Annotated in this window: 16 protein-coding genes; 5 read left to right on the top strand and 11 right to left on the bottom strand. The window is 65.0% G+C overall.

The window, feature by feature from the left end; genetic code table 11:
• Positions 1–117 precede the first annotated feature (117 nt).
• The 5 genes from ACIPUB_RS07760 to ACIPUB_RS07780 form a co-directional block, all read right to left on the bottom strand.
• A complete protein-coding gene (locus tag ACIPUB_RS07760; RefSeq protein ID WP_407606867.1) occupies positions 118–675 on the bottom strand; it encodes a gluconokinase in 558 nt (185 codons plus the stop codon).
• A complete protein-coding gene (manD, locus tag ACIPUB_RS07765) occupies positions 672–1,901 on the bottom strand; it encodes a D-mannonate dehydratase ManD (protein WP_264270566.1) in 1,230 nt (409 codons plus the stop codon). The genes ACIPUB_RS07760 and manD overlap by 4 nt, the downstream gene beginning before the upstream one ends.
• 56 nt (positions 1,902–1,957) lie before the next feature.
• Entirely contained in the window at positions 1,958–3,412 is a 1,455-nt protein-coding gene (locus ACIPUB_RS07770) for a mannitol dehydrogenase family protein (protein WP_407606868.1), read from the bottom strand.
• Entirely contained in the window at positions 3,409–4,818 is a 1,410-nt protein-coding gene (uxaC, locus tag ACIPUB_RS07775; RefSeq protein WP_407606869.1) for a glucuronate isomerase, read from the bottom strand. Before uxaC ends, ACIPUB_RS07770 begins: the two co-directional genes overlap by 4 nt.
• 82 nt (positions 4,819–4,900) lie before the next feature.
• Positions 4,901–5,917: a LacI family DNA-binding transcriptional regulator gene (locus ACIPUB_RS07780; RefSeq protein WP_407606870.1), complete on the bottom strand. Its 1,017-nt coding sequence runs from the start codon at positions 5,915–5,917 to the stop codon at positions 4,901–4,903.
• 194 nt (positions 5,918–6,111) lie between these two features.
• On the opposite strand from ACIPUB_RS07780, the gene ACIPUB_RS07785 reads away from it, so the two are divergent.
• The 4 genes from ACIPUB_RS07785 (at position 6,112) to ACIPUB_RS07800 (ending at position 11,710) form a co-directional block, all read left to right on the top strand.
• Positions 6,112–7,122 carry a TRAP transporter substrate-binding protein gene (locus tag ACIPUB_RS07785; protein ID WP_407606871.1) on the top strand — a complete coding sequence of 337 codons (1,011 nt, stop codon included), beginning with the start codon at positions 6,112–6,114 and terminating at the stop codon, positions 7,120–7,122.
• Positions 7,119–7,628: a TRAP transporter small permease gene (locus ACIPUB_RS07790; protein WP_217388896.1), complete on the top strand. Its 510-nt coding sequence runs from the start codon at positions 7,119–7,121 to the stop codon at positions 7,626–7,628. Before ACIPUB_RS07785 ends, ACIPUB_RS07790 begins: the two co-directional genes overlap by 4 nt.
• 2 nt (positions 7,629–7,630) lie before the next feature.
• On the top strand, positions 7,631–8,941 hold the full coding sequence (locus ACIPUB_RS07795; protein WP_407606872.1) for a TRAP transporter large permease: 1,311 nt from the start codon (positions 7,631–7,633) through the stop codon (positions 8,939–8,941).
• 390 nt (positions 8,942–9,331) lie between these two features.
• Positions 9,332–11,710: a glycoside hydrolase family 3 N-terminal domain-containing protein gene (locus ACIPUB_RS07800; protein ID WP_407606873.1), complete on the top strand. Its 2,379-nt coding sequence runs from the start codon at positions 9,332–9,334 to the stop codon at positions 11,708–11,710.
• 202 nt (positions 11,711–11,912) lie between these two features.
• On the opposite strand, the gene ACIPUB_RS07805 is transcribed toward ACIPUB_RS07800, so the two are convergent.
• Genes ACIPUB_RS07805 through ACIPUB_RS07830 form a run of 6 tightly spaced genes read right to left on the bottom strand, consistent with a single transcriptional unit; the run spans position 11,913 to position 16,659 of the window.
• Positions 11,913–12,983 carry an LLM class flavin-dependent oxidoreductase gene (locus ACIPUB_RS07805; RefSeq protein ID WP_407606874.1) on the bottom strand — a complete coding sequence of 357 codons (1,071 nt, stop codon included), beginning with the start codon at positions 12,981–12,983 and terminating at the stop codon, positions 11,913–11,915.
• 18 nt (positions 12,984–13,001) lie between these two features.
• Positions 13,002–13,208 (bottom strand): 4-oxalocrotonate tautomerase family protein, encoded by a 207-nt coding sequence (locus ACIPUB_RS07810; protein WP_407606875.1) that lies wholly within the window; start codon positions 13,206–13,208, stop codon positions 13,002–13,004.
• A 14-nt stretch (positions 13,209–13,222) separates the two neighbouring features.
• Entirely contained in the window at positions 13,223–14,707 is a 1,485-nt protein-coding gene (locus ACIPUB_RS07815; protein ID WP_407606876.1) for an aldehyde dehydrogenase, read from the bottom strand.
• 3 nt (positions 14,708–14,710) lie between these two features.
• Positions 14,711–15,448: an alpha/beta fold hydrolase gene (locus tag ACIPUB_RS07820; protein WP_407606877.1), complete on the bottom strand. Its 738-nt coding sequence runs from the start codon at positions 15,446–15,448 to the stop codon at positions 14,711–14,713.
• A 15-nt stretch (positions 15,449–15,463) separates the two neighbouring features.
• On the bottom strand, positions 15,464–16,015 hold the full coding sequence (locus ACIPUB_RS07825) for an amino acid synthesis family protein (RefSeq protein WP_407606878.1): 552 nt from the start codon (positions 16,013–16,015) through the stop codon (positions 15,464–15,466).
• A complete protein-coding gene (locus ACIPUB_RS07830) occupies positions 16,012–16,659 on the bottom strand; it encodes an amino acid synthesis family protein (RefSeq protein WP_407606879.1) in 648 nt (215 codons plus the stop codon). Before ACIPUB_RS07830 ends, ACIPUB_RS07825 begins: the two co-directional genes overlap by 4 nt.
• Positions 16,660–17,687: 1,028 nt before the next feature.
• On the opposite strand from ACIPUB_RS07830, the gene ACIPUB_RS07835 reads away from it, so the two are divergent.
• Positions 17,688–19,121: a purine-cytosine permease family protein gene (locus ACIPUB_RS07835; protein WP_407606880.1), complete on the top strand. Its 1,434-nt coding sequence runs from the start codon at positions 17,688–17,690 to the stop codon at positions 19,119–19,121.

Consider the following 19,121-nt stretch of genomic DNA (forward strand, 5'->3'; position numbering starts at 1 on the left):
GTGGGTTAACGTCTCGGTCCGTTAGGGATTTCTGATCACGTATGGAATGCAAAAGGCCACGGTGCAAGGGAATCATTCCCTTGCACCGTGGCCCCCGTACTACGCCTAGCCGATGGCTCAGGCTCGCGCGTCCAGCCAGGCTGCGGCTTCCTGCGCCAGCTGTGCCGGTGTGGCCGCGATGTCCAGCACCACGCCGGCCTCATCCGATTCCAACGGCTCGAGTGTGGCCAGCTGTGATTCGAGCAATCCGACCGGCATGAAGTGCCCGGGGCGGGCGCTCATGCGTTCGGTAAGCAGCTCGACGGTTCCGTGCAGGTGGATGAACACCGTACCCGGCGCCTCTGAGCGGATCAGGTCGCGGTAGGAGCGCTTGAGCGCCGAACACGCGATGACCATCGACCCGGATTCGGCCGAGCCGAGGCGTTCGCCCACCTCGCGCAGCCACGGTTCGCGGTCATCGTCGTCCAGCGGGTGCCCGGCGGCCATCTTGTCGATGTTCGACTGCGGATGCAGGGAGTCCCCGTCGAGGAACCCCGCCCCCAGCTCCTTGCCCAGCAGTTCACCGACGGTGGACTTGCCGCAGCCGGAGACACCCATGACGATGACTCGGTGCAGCGTGACTGCCGCGCCGTTGACGGCGGTGTCGGTGGCGGCTTCCATGGTTCCGGCGCTCACCAGTCGTGGACGGTGCCGTCGATGAGACGGTTGTAGGGCAGGTAGGCCTGCTGGTACGGGTAGGACAGCGCGGCTTCCTCGTTGAACTCGACGCCCAGGCCAGGCTTGTCGCCCGGGTGCAGGTAGCCGTCCTTGAACGTCATGGACTGCTCGAAGACCGTGTTGGTGGCGTCCGAGTGCTGCATGTACTCCTGGATGCCGTAGTTGTGGATGGCCAGGCCCACGTGCAGCTGGGCGGCGAAGCCCACCGGGGAGATATCGGTCGGGCCGTGGAACCCGGACTTGACCTGGTACTGGGCGGCGTAGTCCATGACCTTCTTCAGCGGCGAGATGCCGCCGAAGTGGGTGGAGGCGGCGCGCACGTAGTCGATGAGCTGTTCCTTGATCAGCGACTGGAAGTCGTAGATCGTGTTGAAGACCTCGCCGATGGCGATCGGGGTGGTGGTGTGCTGGCGGACCAGGCGCAGCGCTTCCTGGTTCTCGCCAGGGGTGCAGTCCTCGAGCCAGAACAGGTCGTAGGGCTCCAGCGACTTGCCCAGCTTGGCGGCCTGGATCGGGGTCATGCGGTGGTGGCCGTCGTGCAGCAGCGGGATCTCGGGGCCGAATTCGTTGCGCACGGCCTCGAAGACGGTCGGCAGGTGGCGCAGGTAGGCGCGGGTGTCCCAGTCCTCTTCCTGCGGGAACGCGCCGCGGCCGGCGGGCTCGTAGTCGTAGCGTTCGCCCGAGGCCTGGGTCTGGGCGGCCACGCCGTAGACGGCCTTGATGCCCGGGACCGCGGTCTGCACGCGGATGGACTTGTAGCCCAGTTCCAGGTGCTCGCGGATCGAGTCGAAGAGCTGCTCGGTGTCGGTGCCCGAGGCGTGGCCGTAGGCGCGCAGGCCGTTGCGCGAGGCGCCGCCCAGCAGCTGGTAGACCGGCATGTTGGCGGCCTTGCCCTTGATGTCCCACAGGGCCATGTCCACCGCGGCGATCGCTGCCATGGTGATCGGCCCGCGGCGCCAGTAGGAGGAGCGGTAGAGGAACTGCCAGGTGTCCTCGATGCGGTGCGCATCCTTGCCGATGAGCAGCTGCGCGACGTGGTCCTTCAGGTAGGACGCGACGGCAAGTTCGCGGCCGTTCACGGTCGCGTCGCCGATGCCGACCAGGCCGGATTCGGTGGTGACCTTGAGGGTCACGAAGTTGCGTGACGGGCTGGTCACAAATACTTCTGCCTTGATGATTTTCATGGCAATCCTTTCAAATGCCCGGTGCTACGGTGCACCGGTGGTGACGGGGAGAAAAGTCAGTTGGTAAAGCGCCCGCGCAGGGCATGGATCGAGGCGATCGTGTCGGCGTCCCGGGACAGGTCCGCATCGATCACGGCCACCAGCGCCGCGGTCTGCTGCGGGGTCCCGGTGCCGATCGACGAATCGGCGAGAACCGCTTCCAGCGCGGCGGCGTTCGCATCCGCGACCGGCATTCCGGAGGCGTGCTGCGCGGCCAGCTGGTCGCACCAGGCTGCCAGCAGGCGCAAGGCCGCATTGCCGTCGCGCTCGGCATCCCGCTCGGCGCGGAACACAGGCAGCGCCCGTGCGGCGAGCTTGATCGATCCGTCGGTGGCGATCTGGGCCAGGTTGTGGGCGATGCGCGGGTTTTCGAAGCGTTCGCGCAGGGCCTGACGGTAGGAGGGGACCTTGAGCTCGGGCTCGGTCAGGTGCGCGGAGGCAGCATCCCAGAATTCCTCGACCCATCCGGAAACCGCCGGGTCGGCCAGGGCCTGGGCGACGGTGGCGTGTCCGCGCAGCTGCCCGGCGAAGGACATCAGCGTGTGGGCGCCGTTGAGCAGCCACAGCTTGCGGCGCTCGAAGGCCTCGAGGTCATCGACGAACTGCGCTCCAGCTTTTTCCCAGGCCGGACGCCCGGCCGGGAAGTCACCGGAGAGCACCCAGGAGGAAAACGGCTCGGTGACCACCGGGGACACGTCGGCGAAGCCGGTTTGCTCCGCGACGGTGGCACGGTCGGCGTCGGTGGTGCGCGGGGTGATGCGGTCGATGGAGGTGTCGACGAACGACACGTTCGCATCAATCCACCGGGCCAGTTCGGCGTCGATGGCCTGCGCGAAGCCGAGGATGCCGGCGCGGGTAACGGCGCCGTTGCCCGGCAGGTTGTCGCAGGAGACGATGGCCAGCGGCCAGCCGTCCCCGGAGCGGCGGGCAGCCAGGCCCACCAGGATCCGCGCGGCCGCGGTGGAAAGCCTCAGCTGGCCGAAGTCCGCCGCGGTGCTGGCGAAGAGGCCTGCGTCGTAGCGTTCGCGCAGCACCGAAAGGTCGGCCTGCACGGCCGCGTCGTCCAGGTCCAGTGCCGGTTCGCCGGCGCCCGCAGCCATTTTGTAGCCGGCCTCGGTGATGGTCAGGGTGAGGATTGCGGTGGACGGACTGGCCAGCAGGGTGGTCAGGGCGGCCATGTCGTTGCCGTCGTGGGCCTCGACGATGGAGTCGATGACCTCGAAGGTATCGCCTTCGGCTTCACGTCGGATGAGCGTGAACAGTCCGTCTTGGGCGGCAAGCTCGGTGGCTGCCATGGCGCTGCGTCCAGTGAAGGCGGCGATCCCCCAGCCGTCGTTCGCCCTGGCGGTGTACCAGGCCTGGTGGGCGCGGTGGAAGGCGCCCAACCCGATGTGCACGATGCGGACCTCGGCCTTGGCGGCCGGGTGGGTGGTGCGGTTCAGTTCGTGCGTGGCCACGGATCCGGCGCTCACAGCTTGAACGCCCGGCGCGGTGCGGCGTCGACGATGTCAACGATGATTTCGTGGGCGCGTTCCTCGGTGATGCGGTGCTCGGCGACCAGGCGGGCCAGGAAGGAGGCCTCCACGCGGCGCGAGGCGTCGTGACGAGCCGGGATCGAGCAGAAGGCGCGGGTGTCGTCGATGAAGCCCGAGGACCGGGAGAACCCGGCGGTCTCGGTGACGGCGGAGCGGAAGCGCATCATGGCATCGGGTGCATCCAGGAACCACCATGGGGCGCCGATGAACACCGACGGGTAGAACCCGGCCAGCGGCGCGATCTCGCGGGAGAACACGGTCTCGTCGATGGTGAAGGGGATGAAGTGGAAGCCCTTGGCGGTGCCGAAGTCGTTGAGCAGCGGCTGCAGGCCGGTGGCGAAGTCCACAGCGAAGGGGATGTCGTGCCCGGTGTCGGGGCCGAAGGTCTTCAGCGTTGCGGAGTGGGTGTTGCGGTGCACGCCGGGGTGCATGGTCATGACCAGTCCGTCTTCCACGGCCATGGCTGCCTGCTGGTACATCATGTGCGCCTCGAAGGCGAAGGCCTCGGCGGTGGTGGCGGTGCCTGCCATGCCCTTGGCAAAGAGCGCGGCTGCCTCATCGCGGGACAGCTTCAGCGTTGCGGCCGAATGCGAACCGTGGTCCGAGGACACCGCCCCATGCTCGACGAAGTAGGCACGGCGGTTGGCCATGGCGGCCATGTAACCGTCGTAGCCGGTGGTGCCCTGGCCCGCGGCCTGGATCAGCGCGTCGGCCTTGGCGGCGAAGTCGGGACCCCAGAACTTGATGTAGGCATCGGGGCGGAAGGTCGGCAGCACCCGGGAGGTGAAGGACGCGTCGTCGGCCAGCGCGCGGTGCGCTGACAGGTCGTCGAGCGGGTCGTCGGTGGTGGCCATGACCTCGATGTTGAAGGAGTCCATCAGCGCACGCGGGCGGAAGCCCGGCTCGTCGATCTTCGCCTGCAGCGCCTTGAAGGTCGCCTCCGCGGTTTCCTCGCGGATGTCAAGGTCGTCGATGCCGAAGACGTCGACGAATTCCTGGCGCAGCCAGTACCCCGAGGCGGTGCCGTCGAAGGCCTTCCAATTGGCGCAGAAGGTGCGCCATGCGTCCAGCGCGCTGACCTCGGAGGTGCCGCCGACGCGCAGCTGCTGAAGCGGGACGCCATTCGCGTGCAGCAGTCGGGTCACGTAGTGGTCCGGGCTCAGCAGCAGTGCGGTGGGGTCCGGGAACGGGGTGTCGTTGGCGATCATCGCCGCGTCCACGTGGCCGTGGGGCGAAATGATCGGCAGGTTTTCCACGTCCTTGTGGAGCGACCGGGCTATCTCGCGGACACCGGGGTCTGCGGGCAGAAGCCGATCGGGGTGGTTCGCAATCGAGGAAGGCATGTATTGATCGTCCGTATCTCTGGCAGGTATTGGCAACAAGTTGCCATGAGTTGCACCACTACCGCGGAGGCGCGGTTTTCCGCTAGCCGCGGGGGCGTGCCGTGGAGCCGCGCAGCACCAACCTCGTCGGCAGCACCACGGCTTGTTCGTGCGTGGAAACCGCGCCCCGCGAGATCGCCAAAAGGCTGCGCACGGCCGTGGCCCCCAGTGCGTGCAGGGGGGCGGCCACGCTGGAAAGTCCCGGCACGATCAGCGAGGCGCCCGAGGAGTTGTCGAAGCCGATGATCGAGAAGTCCTCGGGAACGCCGAAGCCGTTGGCCTGCAGCCTGCGCATGAGCCCGAGCGCCAGCTGGTCGTTGTAGGCAAGCACCGCGGTGGCCTTGCCCGTGGCGACCTTGTCCGCCGCCCGCGCCCCGCCGTCCATGGTGGGTGCGGCGGATTCGACCTTGGTGATCCGCACGTCGAGCTCCAGGCCCGCCTGTTTCACGGCCCCCCAGCGCATGGAGTCGGCCCAGGAGGCCTCGGGGCCTGCGAGGTAGGAAACCTCCTGGTGTCCCAGTTCCTTGAAGTGCTCAATGGCCCGGCGCACCCCGCGCACGTTGTCGGTGATCACGCTGGCCACGCCCTTGACTCCGCGGTTCATCACCACCGTGGGCTTTTGCTTGGCCATGGCCCGGATGGCCGCGTCGGACATGCGCGAACTGCTGAGCACGATCCCGTCCACGATGTCCATGGACCGTTCGATGGCCTCGCGCTCGACGACCCCGGATTCCCGGGTGTGGGCCAGGAGCATGGTGTAGCCGTTCAGGGCGGCTTCCTCCTCGGCGCCGCGGATCATCTCGAAGTACACCGGGTTGGAAATGTCGGCCACCACCAGGGCAATGGTCCCGCGCCGGCTTCGTCCCTGGGCCATGGGGCGGCGCACGCTCACCGACTGGTAGCCGATCTCGTCGGCGACCTTCCGGATGCGTTCGGCCGTGGCGAAACTGACCCTCCCGGGGCGGGCAAAGGCCCGCGAAACGGTCGATGCGGAAACTCCCGCGATGCGAGCAATATCGTAGATGGTTGCCGGACGGGGTTCTTCGGGTTTGGGGGTCACACCCCTATCCTTGCTCGCCCGGCCAATAGTTGAAAGCCTGTGGCAACTAGTGGCAACAATTGGCTCCCCGCGCACTGTGGCGTACATCATCAATGCAACCGTCAATGTGGCCGGGAGGTGCCTTTGCAGGCATCGCCTCGCAAGGGCAACGGGGCAACGTCGCCCCCTCGCCGGCCGGAAAGTAGCCTCCAGAGATGAAACTTCGCTTATTGCGAGCCGTCGCCCTGGCATCAGCAGCCGTACTTGGCCTAAGTGCGTGCACCGCTGGTATCTCGGGCACCGCAGAGGAGGGGAAGACCATGGTCCTTTCCCTCAACCAGTCAGAAACCCACCCGTCCTACATTGCCCTGACCGGCTTCGGCGAACGACTGAAGCAGGCCACCGACGGGCGCTGGGACATCAAGGTCTACCCCAACGAAACCCTCGGCGCCCAGCAGGAAGTCATCCAGCTCGTCTCCGACGGCGCCGTCGACATGCTCATCGCCTCGGGCACCCAGCTGGAAAACCTGAACCCCGAGTTTGCCACGCTGAACCTCCCGACGGTCTTCAACAGCATCGACCACCAGATCTCCGTGCTGCGCAATCCGCAGATCGTTGGCGAGCTGTTCTCCTCGCTCGAGGAATCCAAGAACCTCACGGTCCTGGGCGGACTCACCCAGGGCGACAGGAACCTCTACACGGCCCAGGGCCCCATCAAGAAGCCGGAAGACCTGGCGGGCATGAAGATCCGCGTCCAGGAATCCGACATCCACATTGCGATGCTCAATGCCATGGGCGGCTCGGCCACCCCTATGTCCTACGGCGAGGTCTACACTGCAATGCAGTCGGGCGTGCTGGACGGGGCCGAAAACAACGAGGTCTCGTACACCACCCAGAAGCACAACGAGGTTGCCAAGTACGTGGCCCGCACCCGCCACCTGGTGGGCCTTGACTACATGCTCATCAACTCGGAGCTCCTGGAGAAGATGAACCCGGAGGACCGCAAGATCCTGGAAGCCGAATGGCAAAAGACCGTTGACGAGCACGTCAAGCTATGGCTGACGGACACGCAGGGGGCCATCGACAAGGCAACCGCCTCCGGATCCAAGTTCAACGACGTCGACGACGAGGCATTCCGCAAGGCCCTGGCCCCCGTGGTCGAAGGCGCCCTGAAAGGCGAAAAGGCCCACGCGCTGTACGAGGACATCAAGGAGGCCGGCAAGTGAACGCAATCAAGGCAGTTCTTGATGTCACGCTGAAGTGGCTGTGCGTCATTCTCTTCAGCTTCCTCGTGCTGGTGGTCTGCTGGCAGGTCTTCAGCCGCCAGGTCTTGCACGACCCGGCCACCTGGACCACGTCGCTGGCCCAATACCTCTTTGTCTGGCTGGCCCTCTTCGGTTCCGCCTACGTCTTTTCCGACCGCGGCCACATTGCCGTGGACTTCCTGGTGCGCGCCCTGAAGATCAACGAAAAGCGCACCACCGAGGTCTTTGTCCAGGTCGTCATCCTGCTCTTCGCCGTGTTCGTCCTGGTTTATGGCGGCATCCGCGGCGTGGACCTGACCTGGTCCCAGAAGATCTCCGGCCTGCCCCTGAACATCGGCGCCATGTACTTGGCCCTGCCGATCTCCGGGGTCGTGACGGCCTTCTATGCCATCTACCACCTGGTTGAGGCGCTGCACGGACGCGGCCTGCCCAACGACAACGACGAAGAAATCCGGGAGGCGATCTAGCTTTGGATGCAGCACTTGTAGCAGGCATTGTCCTGGTTGTCGGCATCGCCGTGCTCTTGCTGGCACGCGTCCCGATCGCCGTCGCCGTCGGCATCTCGGCCTTCCTGGCCGTGGCCGCGGTCATCGGCGTGGAAAAGGCAGCCTTCGTTTCCGCGCAGCGGATGTTCACCGGCATTAACTCCTTCACCCTTCTGGCTATCCCGTTCTTCATCCTGGCCGGCGTGCTGATGAACAACGGCGGCATTGCCGGGCGCCTCATCGATGCGGCCAAGGTCCTGGTTGGCCGCACCCCCGGCTCCCTGGCCCAGACCAACGTCGTGGCCAACGCCCTCTTCGGCTCGGTCTCCGGTGCCGCCGTCGCCTCGGCCGCAGCGGTCGGCGGGGTCATCGGCCCGCGCCAGCGCAAGGAAGGCTACGACAGGAACTTCTCCGCGGCCGTCAACATCGCCTCGGCACCCTCGGGCATGCTGATTCCGCCGTCGAACACCCTGATCGTGTACTCGCTGGTTTCCAGCACCTCGATTGCCACGCTCTTCGTGGCCGGCTACATCCCGGGCATCCTGTGGGCCCTGGCCTGCATGCTGGTGGTTTGGCTCTACGTGCGCAAGCGCCCGGAGCTGAAGAACCACACCAAGGTCGCACTGCCGGTGGCACTGCTGACCATCTGGCGCGCGGTGCCCTCGATCCTGATGATCGTCATCGTCATCGGCGGTATCCTCGCCGGCGTCTTCACCCCGACGGAGTCAGCGGCAATCGCCGTGGTGTACTGCCTGATCCTCGGTTTCGTCTACAAGGCGATCAAGGTCGGTGACCTGCCGCGCATCCTCATCGATGCCACGCTGACCACCGCCATCGTCATGTTGCTGGTCGGCGTTTCCACGATCATGGCCTGGGTCATGGCCTTCTCCGGCATCCCGGGAGCCATCTCCTCCGGGCTGCTCGGCCTGACCGATTCCCCGACCATGATCCTGATCCTGATCATGGTGATCCTGCTGATCGTCGGCACGTTCATGGACCCGACCCCGGCCATCCTGATCTTCGTGCCCATCTTCCTGCCGATCGTCACCACCTTCGGCGTGGACCCGATCCACTTCGGCATCATGGTCACGTTCAACCTGTGCCTGGGCACCATCACCCCGCCGGTGGGCAACGTGCTCTTCGTGGGCGCCCGGGTGGCGGGGCTGCGCGCCGAACCGGTCATCAAGGCCCTGGTGCCGTTCTTCCTGGCCCTGGTCGCGATGCTGTTCGTCGTCACGTTCATCCCGCAGCTCTCCATGTGGCTGCCGGACGTGCTCGGCCTGCTGGCCGAGTAGCGACGCCCAACCCAAAGCCCCGGCCCCATGCGGTGCCGGAACCATTCACTGGTTCCGGCACCGCATTTGGTTAAGCCCGGAATTGCGTCAAGGAATTGAGCCAACAACGCCCCGGCCATCAGGGGTTCCCGATGAAACCGGCGGCGGGTTTCCGGCGTCCTTTCGGGCTTCGGCCCTGCGCGCGAGTGAAGGCGGCACAGCATGTCAAAGGCGCTTTTTCGGAGGCCGACGGCACTTACGGGAGGTGAAAACGCCGCGGATCGAGGGCAATATATGGCAACCACGTGCACTTTCACAGTGGTTCGCGTCACAGTGGATCTGCATCCAATGGCGGGCGTCACAACCGCCCGGCCATCGGCCCTCGTACCCTGACTCAACGGAGAGCTCACCATGACTCGAATGTTCCCGCCGTCTTCGAAACGGCGCCGCACCGCGGCGGCCCTGGCACTGCCCCTGATACTCACCCTGGGCGCGACGTCCGCAAGCGCGCTCCCGCCGCAGGAGGGCAGTGGCAAGCCCGCCCCCGCAGCGGTGGAAAAGAATGAAGGCAACCACGGCAAGCCGCCGACGCTCGGTGTCCGCGTCAAGGACACCATCACGGTCAAGGGCCGCACCTTCAAGGACCTCAACGCCAACGGCAAGCTCGACGCCTACGAGGACTGGCGGCTTTCCGCCGGCGAGCGCGCGGCGAACCTGGTGTCGCTGATGACGCTGGAGGAGAAGTCCGGCCTCATGCTGATCGACACGCTCAACGCCGCCTGCGACCCCGAAACGAAAAAGCGCGGCGCCCTCGACCCGGCGGCAACCGGCTACATCAACGACCAGAAGATGCACCGCTTCATCTTCCGCAACACCGTCACCAGCGAGGACAAGGCCGTCTGCGGCGCTTCCGGCGGAGGCTTCCAGGCCAGCACATCCCTGACGCCGCAGGAAGCGGCAACGTACATGAACTCCGTCCAGGAGCTCGGCGAGGCCACCCGCCTGGGCATCCCGATGCTCTACAAGTCCAACGCGCGCAACCACATCGACCCGAACGCGCGGGCCGGCATCAACGAATCCGCCGGCGCCTTCACCGCCTTCCCCAAGGAGGCAGGCATTGCCGCCGCGGCATTGGGCGAGGAGGCACTGGCTACCGGGCAGGCGCCCACCACCGGAAACATGTCGGTGGTCGAGGACTTCGCGAATGTCATGGGCGACGAGTGGGAGTCCATCGGGCTGCGCGGGATGTATGGCTACATGGCCGACCTCTCCACCGAGCCGCGCTGGTACCGCGCGCACGAAACGTTCACGGAGGACGCGGACCTGAACTCCAACATCATGACCACGCTCGTTGAATCCCTGCAGGGCCCGCTCGATGCGGAAGGCTCCTCTCTGAGCCCTGACACTTCCGTGGCGCTAACCATGAAGCACTTCCCGGGCGGCGGACCGCAGGAGCTTGGCCTGGATGCCCACTATTCCTTCGGCAAGACCCAGGTCTACCCGGGCGACGCGTTCGCCGAACACCTCAAGCCCTTCGAGGCGGCCATCAAGGCCGGCGTTTCCTCGATCATGCCGTATTACGGCGCCCCGGTGGAGGTCACACACAACGGCGTCACCTACGACCAGACCGGCATGGCCTTCTCCAAGCAGATCGTCAATGACCTTTTGCGCGACGAGCTCGGATTCAAGGGCTACGTCAACTCGGACACCGGCATCATCAACGACCGCGCCTGGGGCCTGGAGGACAAGACCATTCCCGAGCGCGTTGCAACTGCCATCAACGGCGGCACCGACACCCTGTCCGGCTTCCACGACGTCAAGACGATCACCGACCTGGTCGATTCAGGGCTGCTGACCGAGGAGCGCATCACGCTCGCCGCCACGCGATTGACCGAACCGATGTTCAGCATGGGCCTGTTCGAAAACCCGTACGTTGACACGAGCGCCGCGAACGACGTGGTCGGCAACGCGGCGAACCGCGAGGTGGGCCTGGACCTGCAGCGCAAGTCCGCCGTCCTGTTGCAGAACAAGGAAACCGCGGATGGTAGCAAGGTCTTGCCGCTGAAGCCCGAGTCCGACGTCTACGTCCTGGGAGACATCTCCGCCGAGAAGGTCGCCGAATACGGCTACAACGTCACAAACGGCAACACTAAGGACCCCGCCGCCCGGCCCAGCGCCAAGGACAGCGATGTCGCCCTGCTCAACATCACGGTGAACAACGCCAACACCGGCTCGTACGTCAGCAACAGCCCGGAATCCGGCATGAACCCCGAGCACATCAACCCCTCCGTGTTGGAAGGCGTGGCAGGGCTCGACGGACAAAGCCCCTACGGTGCCGCAGACGCCTGCGTCACCCAGGGCGCGGCCGAATGCACCGATGACGGACTGCGCTTCGGCGGATCACTGCCGTGGGAGTCCAGCGTCCTGGACTTCACTTCCATGGCCGAGTCCGAGTCGTGGAAGATCACCCCGTCGCTGGACACCATCAAGCAGGTCATGAGCGAGGTGGAGGATCCGTCCAAGGTGGTCCTGCACGTGTACTTCCGCCAGCCGTTCGTCATGGACGAGGCCAGCGGCCTGCGCGATGCGGGCGCGATCGTGGCAGGGTTCGGCATGAGCGACACCGCGCTGATGGACATCCTCTCCGGCAAGGTCGCCCCGCAAGGCCGGATGCCGTTCGCACTTGCCGGGACCGCCGAGGCGATCCGCGAGCAGTACAGCGACCTGCCCGGCTACAAGGAGACCACGGACGGGGAACTCTACCCGTTCGGCTTCGGCCTGGGGTACTGATCCCGGCCGCACGATGCTGAAGCAGTAGCGGAAGGCATCCACCCCGCATCGGGGTGGATGCTTTCCGCTTTCCCGAGTGGAATTTCCCCCTGCCTCCGACGCCGGGGCGGTGGCTCGTGGGGGGCTTAAACGACCCCTGCCCGACCTGTTGAAACAGTTCGGGCAGGGGCATTATGCAGGAGTTCTTGCTCGTGCGATCCTTCTATATGTTCAGTGCGGGCGCTGCCTGCTCGCTGAAAGCTGGCATGACCTGCTCGATGAACAGTTCCAACGAGCGCTTCTTTTCCTCATGGCTGAGGGTGTTGTCGGCCCAGAAGCTGTACTCGGTGACTCCCAGCTCCTCGTAGCGGCGCAGGCGCTCGATCACCTCGGCGGGGGTGCCGATCATGGCGGTCTTGCGCAGGGACTCCACCGAGAACTCCGGACGGGCCTCGAACTTCTCGACCGGGCTGGGTTCCAGGAAGCCATTTTCCGGAACGGTCTTGTTGCCAAACCAGGCGTCGAAGGAACGGTAGAACTTCTGGATTCCCTCGGCGGCCGGACGCCAACCCTCGGCGTCCGCTTCCGAATGCACGTGGGTGTGGCGCAGCACCATGATGTCTGGGCGGCGTTCGATTTCCGGGTGGTTGGCAATGGCGGTTTCGTATTTCTCCACCAATGACGCGACTTCCTCGTCGCCCTTCATCAGCGGGGTGACCATGACATTGCAGCCGGTGGCCACGGCGAAGTCGTGGGATTCGGGGCTGCGTGCGGCAACCCAGACCGGGAGGTCCTTCTGCACCGGCTTCGGGACGCTGGTCGAGGTCGGGAACTGCCACACCTTGCCGTCGTGGGCGTAATCCCCGGCCCACAATGCCTTCATGGCAGGGATGATCTCACGCAGGTGGTCGCCGCCGTCCGCCGCTGGCAGGCCCCCGAGCATGCGGTCGAACTCGAATTGGTAGGCCCCGCGTGCCACGCCCACTTCGGCGCGGCCGCCGCTGATGACGTCGAGCAGCGCCAGTTCCCCGGCGGCACGGAGCGGGTTCCAGAACGGGGCGATGATGGTGCCGGAGCCGAGCCTGATCTTCGAGGTCTTGGCCGCCAGGTAGGCCAGCTGGGGCAGCGGGTTCGGCGAGACGGTGTACTCCATCGCGTGGTGCTCGCCGATCCAGATCGTGCCGAAGCCACCTTCCTCCGCCATGAGGGCCAGTTCGACGAGGTTCGCCCAGTGGTCCTCGTAGGAAATGGAATCGTCGTAGCGCTCCATGTGAACAAACAGCGAAAAACGCATCAGGCGTCCTTTCAGAAATTAGTGGCTTGCAGAAGAAGCGTCGCGCTCGGCAATGGTCACGTTTTGGCGTGACCAATGTGCGCGTTCGACTTCCCTGACGATTACGGTGACATTCTCGGGTGTTGCGTCGACGGTGGATACCGCTGCCTGGTGCAGCGCGTCGATGAAGGCCCGCAACTGTTCCGGGCTGCGGCCCCGGGCGATGGAAACATCGATCAGTGGCATCGAAGGTTTCCGCCCTATCCGCGCATGACGAAGGGGTCGGCCACGGGGCCCTCATCGGTGTTGATCCACACGCTCTTCAGCCGCGTGTACTCGTACATCGACTCGATGCCGTGTTCGATTCCCACCCCGGAGCTCTTGAAGCCCTGCCGCGGGGACATCGGGGACATCGCCCGGTAGGTGTTGACCCAAATGGTGCCGGCCTCCAGCTTCCGCGCGACGCGGTGCGCCGTGGCCAGGTTCTGGGTCCATACGCCGGCGGCCAGACCGTACTCGGTGTCGTTGGCCATGGCGACCAGCTCGTCCTCGTGTTCGAAGGGCATGATGGCCGCCACCGGGCCGAAGATTTCCTCCCGCACCACGCGCATGTCGTTGTCCACATCGGTCAGGACGGTCGGCTCGTAGAAGTAGCCGGGCAGGTCGAGGCCGGTTGGTCGTCCGCCTCCGGTATGCACCGTCGCGCCTTCCTCCGCTCCGATCTTCACGTATGAAGAGACCTTTTCGAGCTGGTCGGCGAAGGCTAGCGGTCCAAGTTCCGTGTCGTCCAGCAGCGGATCCCCGATGCGGATCGAACGGGCGCGCTCGGTGACCCGTTCCAGCAGTTCGTCGTAGACGGACTTGTGCGCAAAGACCCGGCTGCCGGCGATGCAGGTCTGGCCCGCTGCGGCGTAGATGCCTGCAACGACACCCATCGCCGCGTTCGCCACATTGGCATCGCCGAAAACGATGTTCGGGCTTTTGCCGCCCAGCTCCAGCGTGCACCCGATGAACCGGCTGGCCGCTTGGGCGGCAATGTGCGAGCCGGTCCCGGTGGAACCGGTGAACGAGATCTTGGCGATCTTCGGGTGGCTCACCAGGGCCGCGCCGGCCTCGGCGCCCAGTCCTGTCACCACGTTGATGGCACCGGCGGGGAATCCGGCCTGGTCGGCAAGCTCGGCCAGAAGCAGGACCGTGCGCGAGGTGTACTCGCTCGGCTTGATCACCACTGTGTTTCCGGCTGCCAACGCAGGGGCGATCTTGGAGGTGGTCAGCGTCAACGGCGAATTCCACGGGGTGATGGCCCCGACCACCCCGAGAGCCTCGCGCTGGGTGTAGTTGAGGATGTCCGGGTTGGTGCTCGGGATCTGCGAGCCCTGGATCTTGTCGGCCAGCCCGGCGTAATAGTAGAAGTACTCGGGCAGCATTCGCATCTGTCCGCGCATCTCGCGCAGCAGTTTTCCGTTGTCCAGGCTTTCGCACATCGCCAGTTGCTCGGCGTTCTCGCCGACCAAGTCGCCGAGGCGACGCAGCAGGTGCCCGCGCGCGGTGGCCCCGATCCGCTTCCACGCGGCGGACTCGAAGGTGCGGTGCGCTGCGGCGACCGCCCGGTCCACGTCTGCGGCGTTGCCGCGGGCGGCTTCGTAGAGCACCTCGAGCGTGGCCGGGTTGGTGCTGGCGAAGTAGGTTTCCGCCGACGGGGCGACGTGTTCTCCGTCGATGAAATGGGTGAGGCGGTCAGTCACGGGTCATCCTTCCGAGTTGTCGATCAAAGTGGTCACGGCGGCAGCAAGGACCGGCGCGTTCTCGATGGGCAGCATATGCCTGGCCCGGGGCACCACCACTACCTTGCAGCCCGGGATCGAGCGCCCGAGTCGCCGGGACATCTCCGGCGTGGAACCGGGGTCTTTCTCGCCGGTGATGGCCAGCGAAGGCCGGGCGATGGAGCCGAGCTCGCCGGCGATCTCTTGGTCGCCATGTGCGAACACCCGGTAGGCGTGCAGATACGATTCCAGGTCGTTGCCGGCCAGTACCTTCCGCACGGCCTGCACCTGCGCCGCCGGAACGCTGGTTGTCGCACTGGGGAACCAGCGTTCGATGGCCCGGTCGACACCTGTGGCGAATTCCGATCCCGCGGTCGCAAGACGCTGGGCCACGGCTGCCGTTTCTTCGGCCGTGCGCTTGCAGACAGAGTTGACCGAGGTCAGCGTCAGCGTCTTCTCCGGGGAATAGCGGGTGATGTATTGGGCAATGAGTGCCCCCAGCGAGAACCCGACGAGGTGGACCGGACCTTCCGGCAGCCGTGACGTCACGTCCTGCGCCAGGGTCTCCAGTGATTGCGGTTCCCGCAGGGGCGGTTGCGCGCCGTGGCCCGGCAGGTCCAGGGCGAGGGTCGGGCGGTCGCAGATCGCCTGGAACGTTTCCCACATGCTCCTGTCCAGGCCGACCCCGTGCAGGAGCACGATCCGTGGTTCGAGGGCACCCATCACTACCAGCCGTTCCTAGAGCTCGGTTGAGAGCGCGGCCAGGCGCTGCTGCGGACGTCCGCCCGTTGCCGCGGCCAGGGCAATGATGATTTCCCCGGGGTGCGGGGCATCGGCGATGCTGACCTCGATGCTCTGGTGGTGCGAGCGGATGGTCGCGTCGGTGAAGTGCTTCAAAGGGATGTCAAAGTGCACCCCTGCCGGGCCGCGCTTTTCCACTGCCGGCAACAGGGTGGTTGCCTGTGCCGCGTCGCGGAAGTGGTTGCCGAACTTCAGGGTGTGGATCAGTGCGGAACCGTGCTCGATTTCCCCTTCAAGCCCCACGATGGCGGCCTTGCCGTAAGCCTCCAGCGGCGCGCCCAGCGCCTCGATGACCTTTGGCGCCAACAGCGCGCCGAGGTCGGAGGCAACGGCGTCGATGCCGGCGTTCAGGTCCTCGACGAAGCCCTGGCCGGCCCACGGGTTCTCGAAGATCGCCGCCACGATGGCAACACGTGCGACGGGGTCGACGTCGCGGCCTCCCTCACGGGCGGTTTCCTCAACGATGGTCACAAGCTTGCGGTATTTCACAGTGTAATTTCCTTCAGGATCTCAGCGGTGACGGGAATGTCGGTGTTGCGGTCCCCGATCCGCGCGAATGGGCGGGGACCGGTGGATGCGGCCGCGACTACGGCGATTTCCGATGCGTTTGGCGCATCCGACAAGAAGATTTCAATGGTCTGGTAGTGGCTCCGGGTGGCCGGTGCTGTCTTGTGCCACATCGGGATCCGCAGCCTTTCACCCGGCTGGCCGAATCCGTCCGCGAAGCACAGGATGGACGTTCCTTCCAGCGCCTCGCGCATCAGATTCCCGAAGTACGGGGTGTGGATCAGCGCTCCGGCGTGTTCGATTTCCCCGCCGGCGCCGACAAGGGCCGCCTTGCCGAACGCCTCCACCTTTTCTGCGCCTCCCAGCACGTCCAGCAGCCGGTCGGTCAACAGCTTCGACAGCAGCGGGGCGATGTGCTCGCCTTCCGGGGCGAGCTCGAAATCGGTTCCGGTGCCCATCCACGGGTTGGCTATCACCGCGGTCGAGGTGGCCCGCAGGATCGAGCCCCCCTCGCTATGGGGGATTTCTTCGCTGAAGGTGGAGATCTTGCGAAGTCCGATGGCTGCGGCAATGTCGTCATAGCGGTTCAGCGTCGAACGGGTGCTGAGATCCACTGTTCTAGTCATCGCTAGTGGGGTTGTTGTCATGTCCTGGAGCTTTCTGGTCTATAACGTCGTTGGTCCACTCTTGGCTAGGGCGTGATCGGTCGCGGTTGGTTGCGCCCGATCGGTTGCCGGAATTCCCCTGCCCCGAGCGGCTGACTTGTCTGGCGTGTCCCCGCGGCATCCGATGCACTTCCGATCCGGGTGCGTCTTGATTCCAGTGTCCGCACCGCGTCCAGGGAGATCATTCTCTGCCCGGAGAGCAACAGTCCGCCGGCTCAGTGAACGCCGTCAAGGCGTCTCAAGACCGACGTTGTCCAAACTCAATGTGTTGCATACAAGAACTGTAGTCCTTTCGGTGTCGGTGTGCAAGAAGTCACTATCCAGGCGTCCATATTCAGCGAATTTTGGGTATTCTGTTGCGTACCTCACACCGAGTGCTACCATCTGATGCATGCAACAAATCCAGAACTTTCTTGCGAACCCAGAATTCGCAAGGCGACGTGCGCTGTGGATCCAGCGGGGCTGGCACCTTGCAGGGTGCCTTGCGTGCCAGGGCCATCGTCGACCGTTACCGCGGATCGCGGGGCATCTTAGGCCGGGAGTTCTGCTTCGTCGAAGACCGGCCGTGGATGATCTCCAGCTCCGGTCCCGGAAAATCTGCACACCCAATATGAGGTGCCCGCACAAACCCGTATCCCGTAATACCGGCACCACCCGATCGGAGCCGGTATTACGGCTAGAGCCCATAGGCCATCGACTGTTCCAGGATCCACACACCTATCACCGGAAGACAGTCCCTCCGGCGGCCAGCAGGCAATGCATGGCCAGTTGCCACGGAATACATCAAGACGAGCCACTTCCATCGGTCACGGACCTCGCGCCCGGATCACTGATTGGCTGACGCCACCCACGCAACACGGCGCCAACCGAACCGGGGATGCCGCTGGCGCCATCCCGCCGATCCACGGCCCTGTCGGTGCAGTCCTCCCCACGAGGCCCGCACCGACACATGGCCATTTCTCACTCACTCACAGACAAAGGACACAACGATGTCACAGTACGATGACTCGCAACCCGCGTACGGCACGTCGCTCACCAAGGCGGAGCCATTCGCAACCGAGGAAATACCCGACGGCGAACGCCACGGCCATTCCCGCAACCAATTCACCTTGTGGTTCGCCGCCAACATGGTCCTGGCCGTCATGGTCTCCGGGTTCTTCTCCTCGATGTTCGGCCTTTCGGTATGGCAGGGTTTGAGTGCCGTTGCAGTCGGAACCCTTTTGGGCGTTATCGTCATGGGCGTCTTGGCCGGTATCGGAACAAAACTTGGGGTTCCGCAACAGGTCCAGGGCAGGGGGCCCATGGGCTTCTACGCCAACTTCGCGCCCATCACGTTGCTGACCATAGTTTCGGCCATCGGCTGGACCGCCGTCAACACCGTTTTTGCCGTGATCGCCCTGCGCATGCTGGTCGACGTGCCTTTCTGGCTCGCGGCATCACTGATTTTCGCGGTGCAATCGGTCTTCGCCATCTGGGGCCACAACCTGGTCCACCTCGTCAACAAGATCGCTACGGTGGTGCTGGCCATCCTGTTTGCCGTCATCACGGTCCTGTCGATGCGCGAGGCAGACTTCAGCGCCGCGGCCAACGTCGAGGCGCCCCTATACATGGGAAGCTTTGCCGGATGGGCAACCTTCGCCGGATTCTTCTTCGCCTACGTGATGACCTGGACCCCGTTCGCTTCCGACTTCTCGCGCTACCTTCCTCGCCAGACTTCGCACGTCAAGGTGATGGCTTACACGGCAGCCGGGAGTTTCGTCGCCATGAGCTGGCTGGGCGGCATCGGCGTGCTCGTGTCGAGCTTCGCCGGCGAGCTCGATGCCATCGCGGCGCTGGCCGAACTCACCGGCTCCTGGGCGCCGGTGGCCATGATCACCGTGGTGCTCTCCACGCTGCCGGTCAGTGCAATGAATCTCTACGGCGGTTCCCTCTCGCTGCTCACAATTCGTGTCCCGGTCAACCGCGTCGTCGGCGTGATCCTGATTGCCGCAATCAGCCTGTGGATCACGTTGCTGATGCAAACCAATCCCTACGGCAACTTCTACGACTTCCTCTCGGTCCTGGCCTACCTGGTGGTTCCGTTCAGCACCATCTTGCTGCTGGACTACTACCTGCGCATGCGCCGAAACCTCACGCTCGCCGTCACGGAACTATTCGACAACCGCCGTGCGATCGAGTGGGGTTTCGTGGCCTGGATCGTCGGCTGCTTGGTCTCGTCCCTATTCTGGAACACCAGCTTGTGGACCGGGCCGCTGGCCAATACGTTCGTGGCATGGGGAGACCTCGGCTTCGTTACCGGAGCCATCGCTTCGACGATTGCATTCCTGTTGCTGTACCGTCTACCCGTACTGCCCTTCATGCGCACCGCTGGCCGAAACCAGGCAGCGAGCGTTGCACGATCCGAGACTGCGGAGGCCAAGTAG

This window comes from Paeniglutamicibacter sp. ORCA_105, from assembly GCF_045798545.1.
Taxonomy (GTDB): Bacteria; Actinomycetota; Actinomycetes; order Actinomycetales; family Micrococcaceae; genus Paeniglutamicibacter; species Paeniglutamicibacter sulfureus.

Bases quoted from the DNA above. Each gene is read 5' to 3' on its own strand.
- ACIPUB_RS07820 (WP_407606877.1), bottom strand. From the start codon at position 15,448: ATGGGTGCCCTCGAACCACGGATCGTGCTCCTGCACGGGGTCGGCCTG.
- ACIPUB_RS07785 (WP_407606871.1), top strand. From the start codon at position 6,112: ATGAAACTTCGCTTATTGCGAGCCGTCGCCCTGGCATCAGCAGCCGTA.
- uxaC (WP_407606869.1), bottom strand. From the start codon at position 4,818: ATGCCTTCCTCGATTGCGAACCACCCCGATCGGCTTCTGCCCGCAGAC.
- ACIPUB_RS07830 (WP_407606879.1), bottom strand. From the start codon at position 16,659: ATGACTAGAACAGTGGATCTCAGCACCCGTTCGACGCTGAACCGCTAT.
- ACIPUB_RS07835 (WP_407606880.1), top strand. From the start codon at position 17,688: ATGTCACAGTACGATGACTCGCAACCCGCGTACGGCACGTCGCTCACC.
- manD (WP_264270566.1), bottom strand. From the start codon at position 1,901: ATGAAAATCATCAAGGCAGAAGTATTTGTGACCAGCCCGTCACGCAAC.
- ACIPUB_RS07805 (WP_407606874.1), bottom strand. From the start codon at position 12,983: ATGCGTTTTTCGCTGTTTGTTCACATGGAGCGCTACGACGATTCCATT.
- ACIPUB_RS07800 (WP_407606873.1), top strand. From the start codon at position 9,332: ATGACTCGAATGTTCCCGCCGTCTTCGAAACGGCGCCGCACCGCGGCG.
- ACIPUB_RS07810 (WP_407606875.1), bottom strand. From the start codon at position 13,208: ATGCCACTGATCGATGTTTCCATCGCCCGGGGCCGCAGCCCGGAACAG.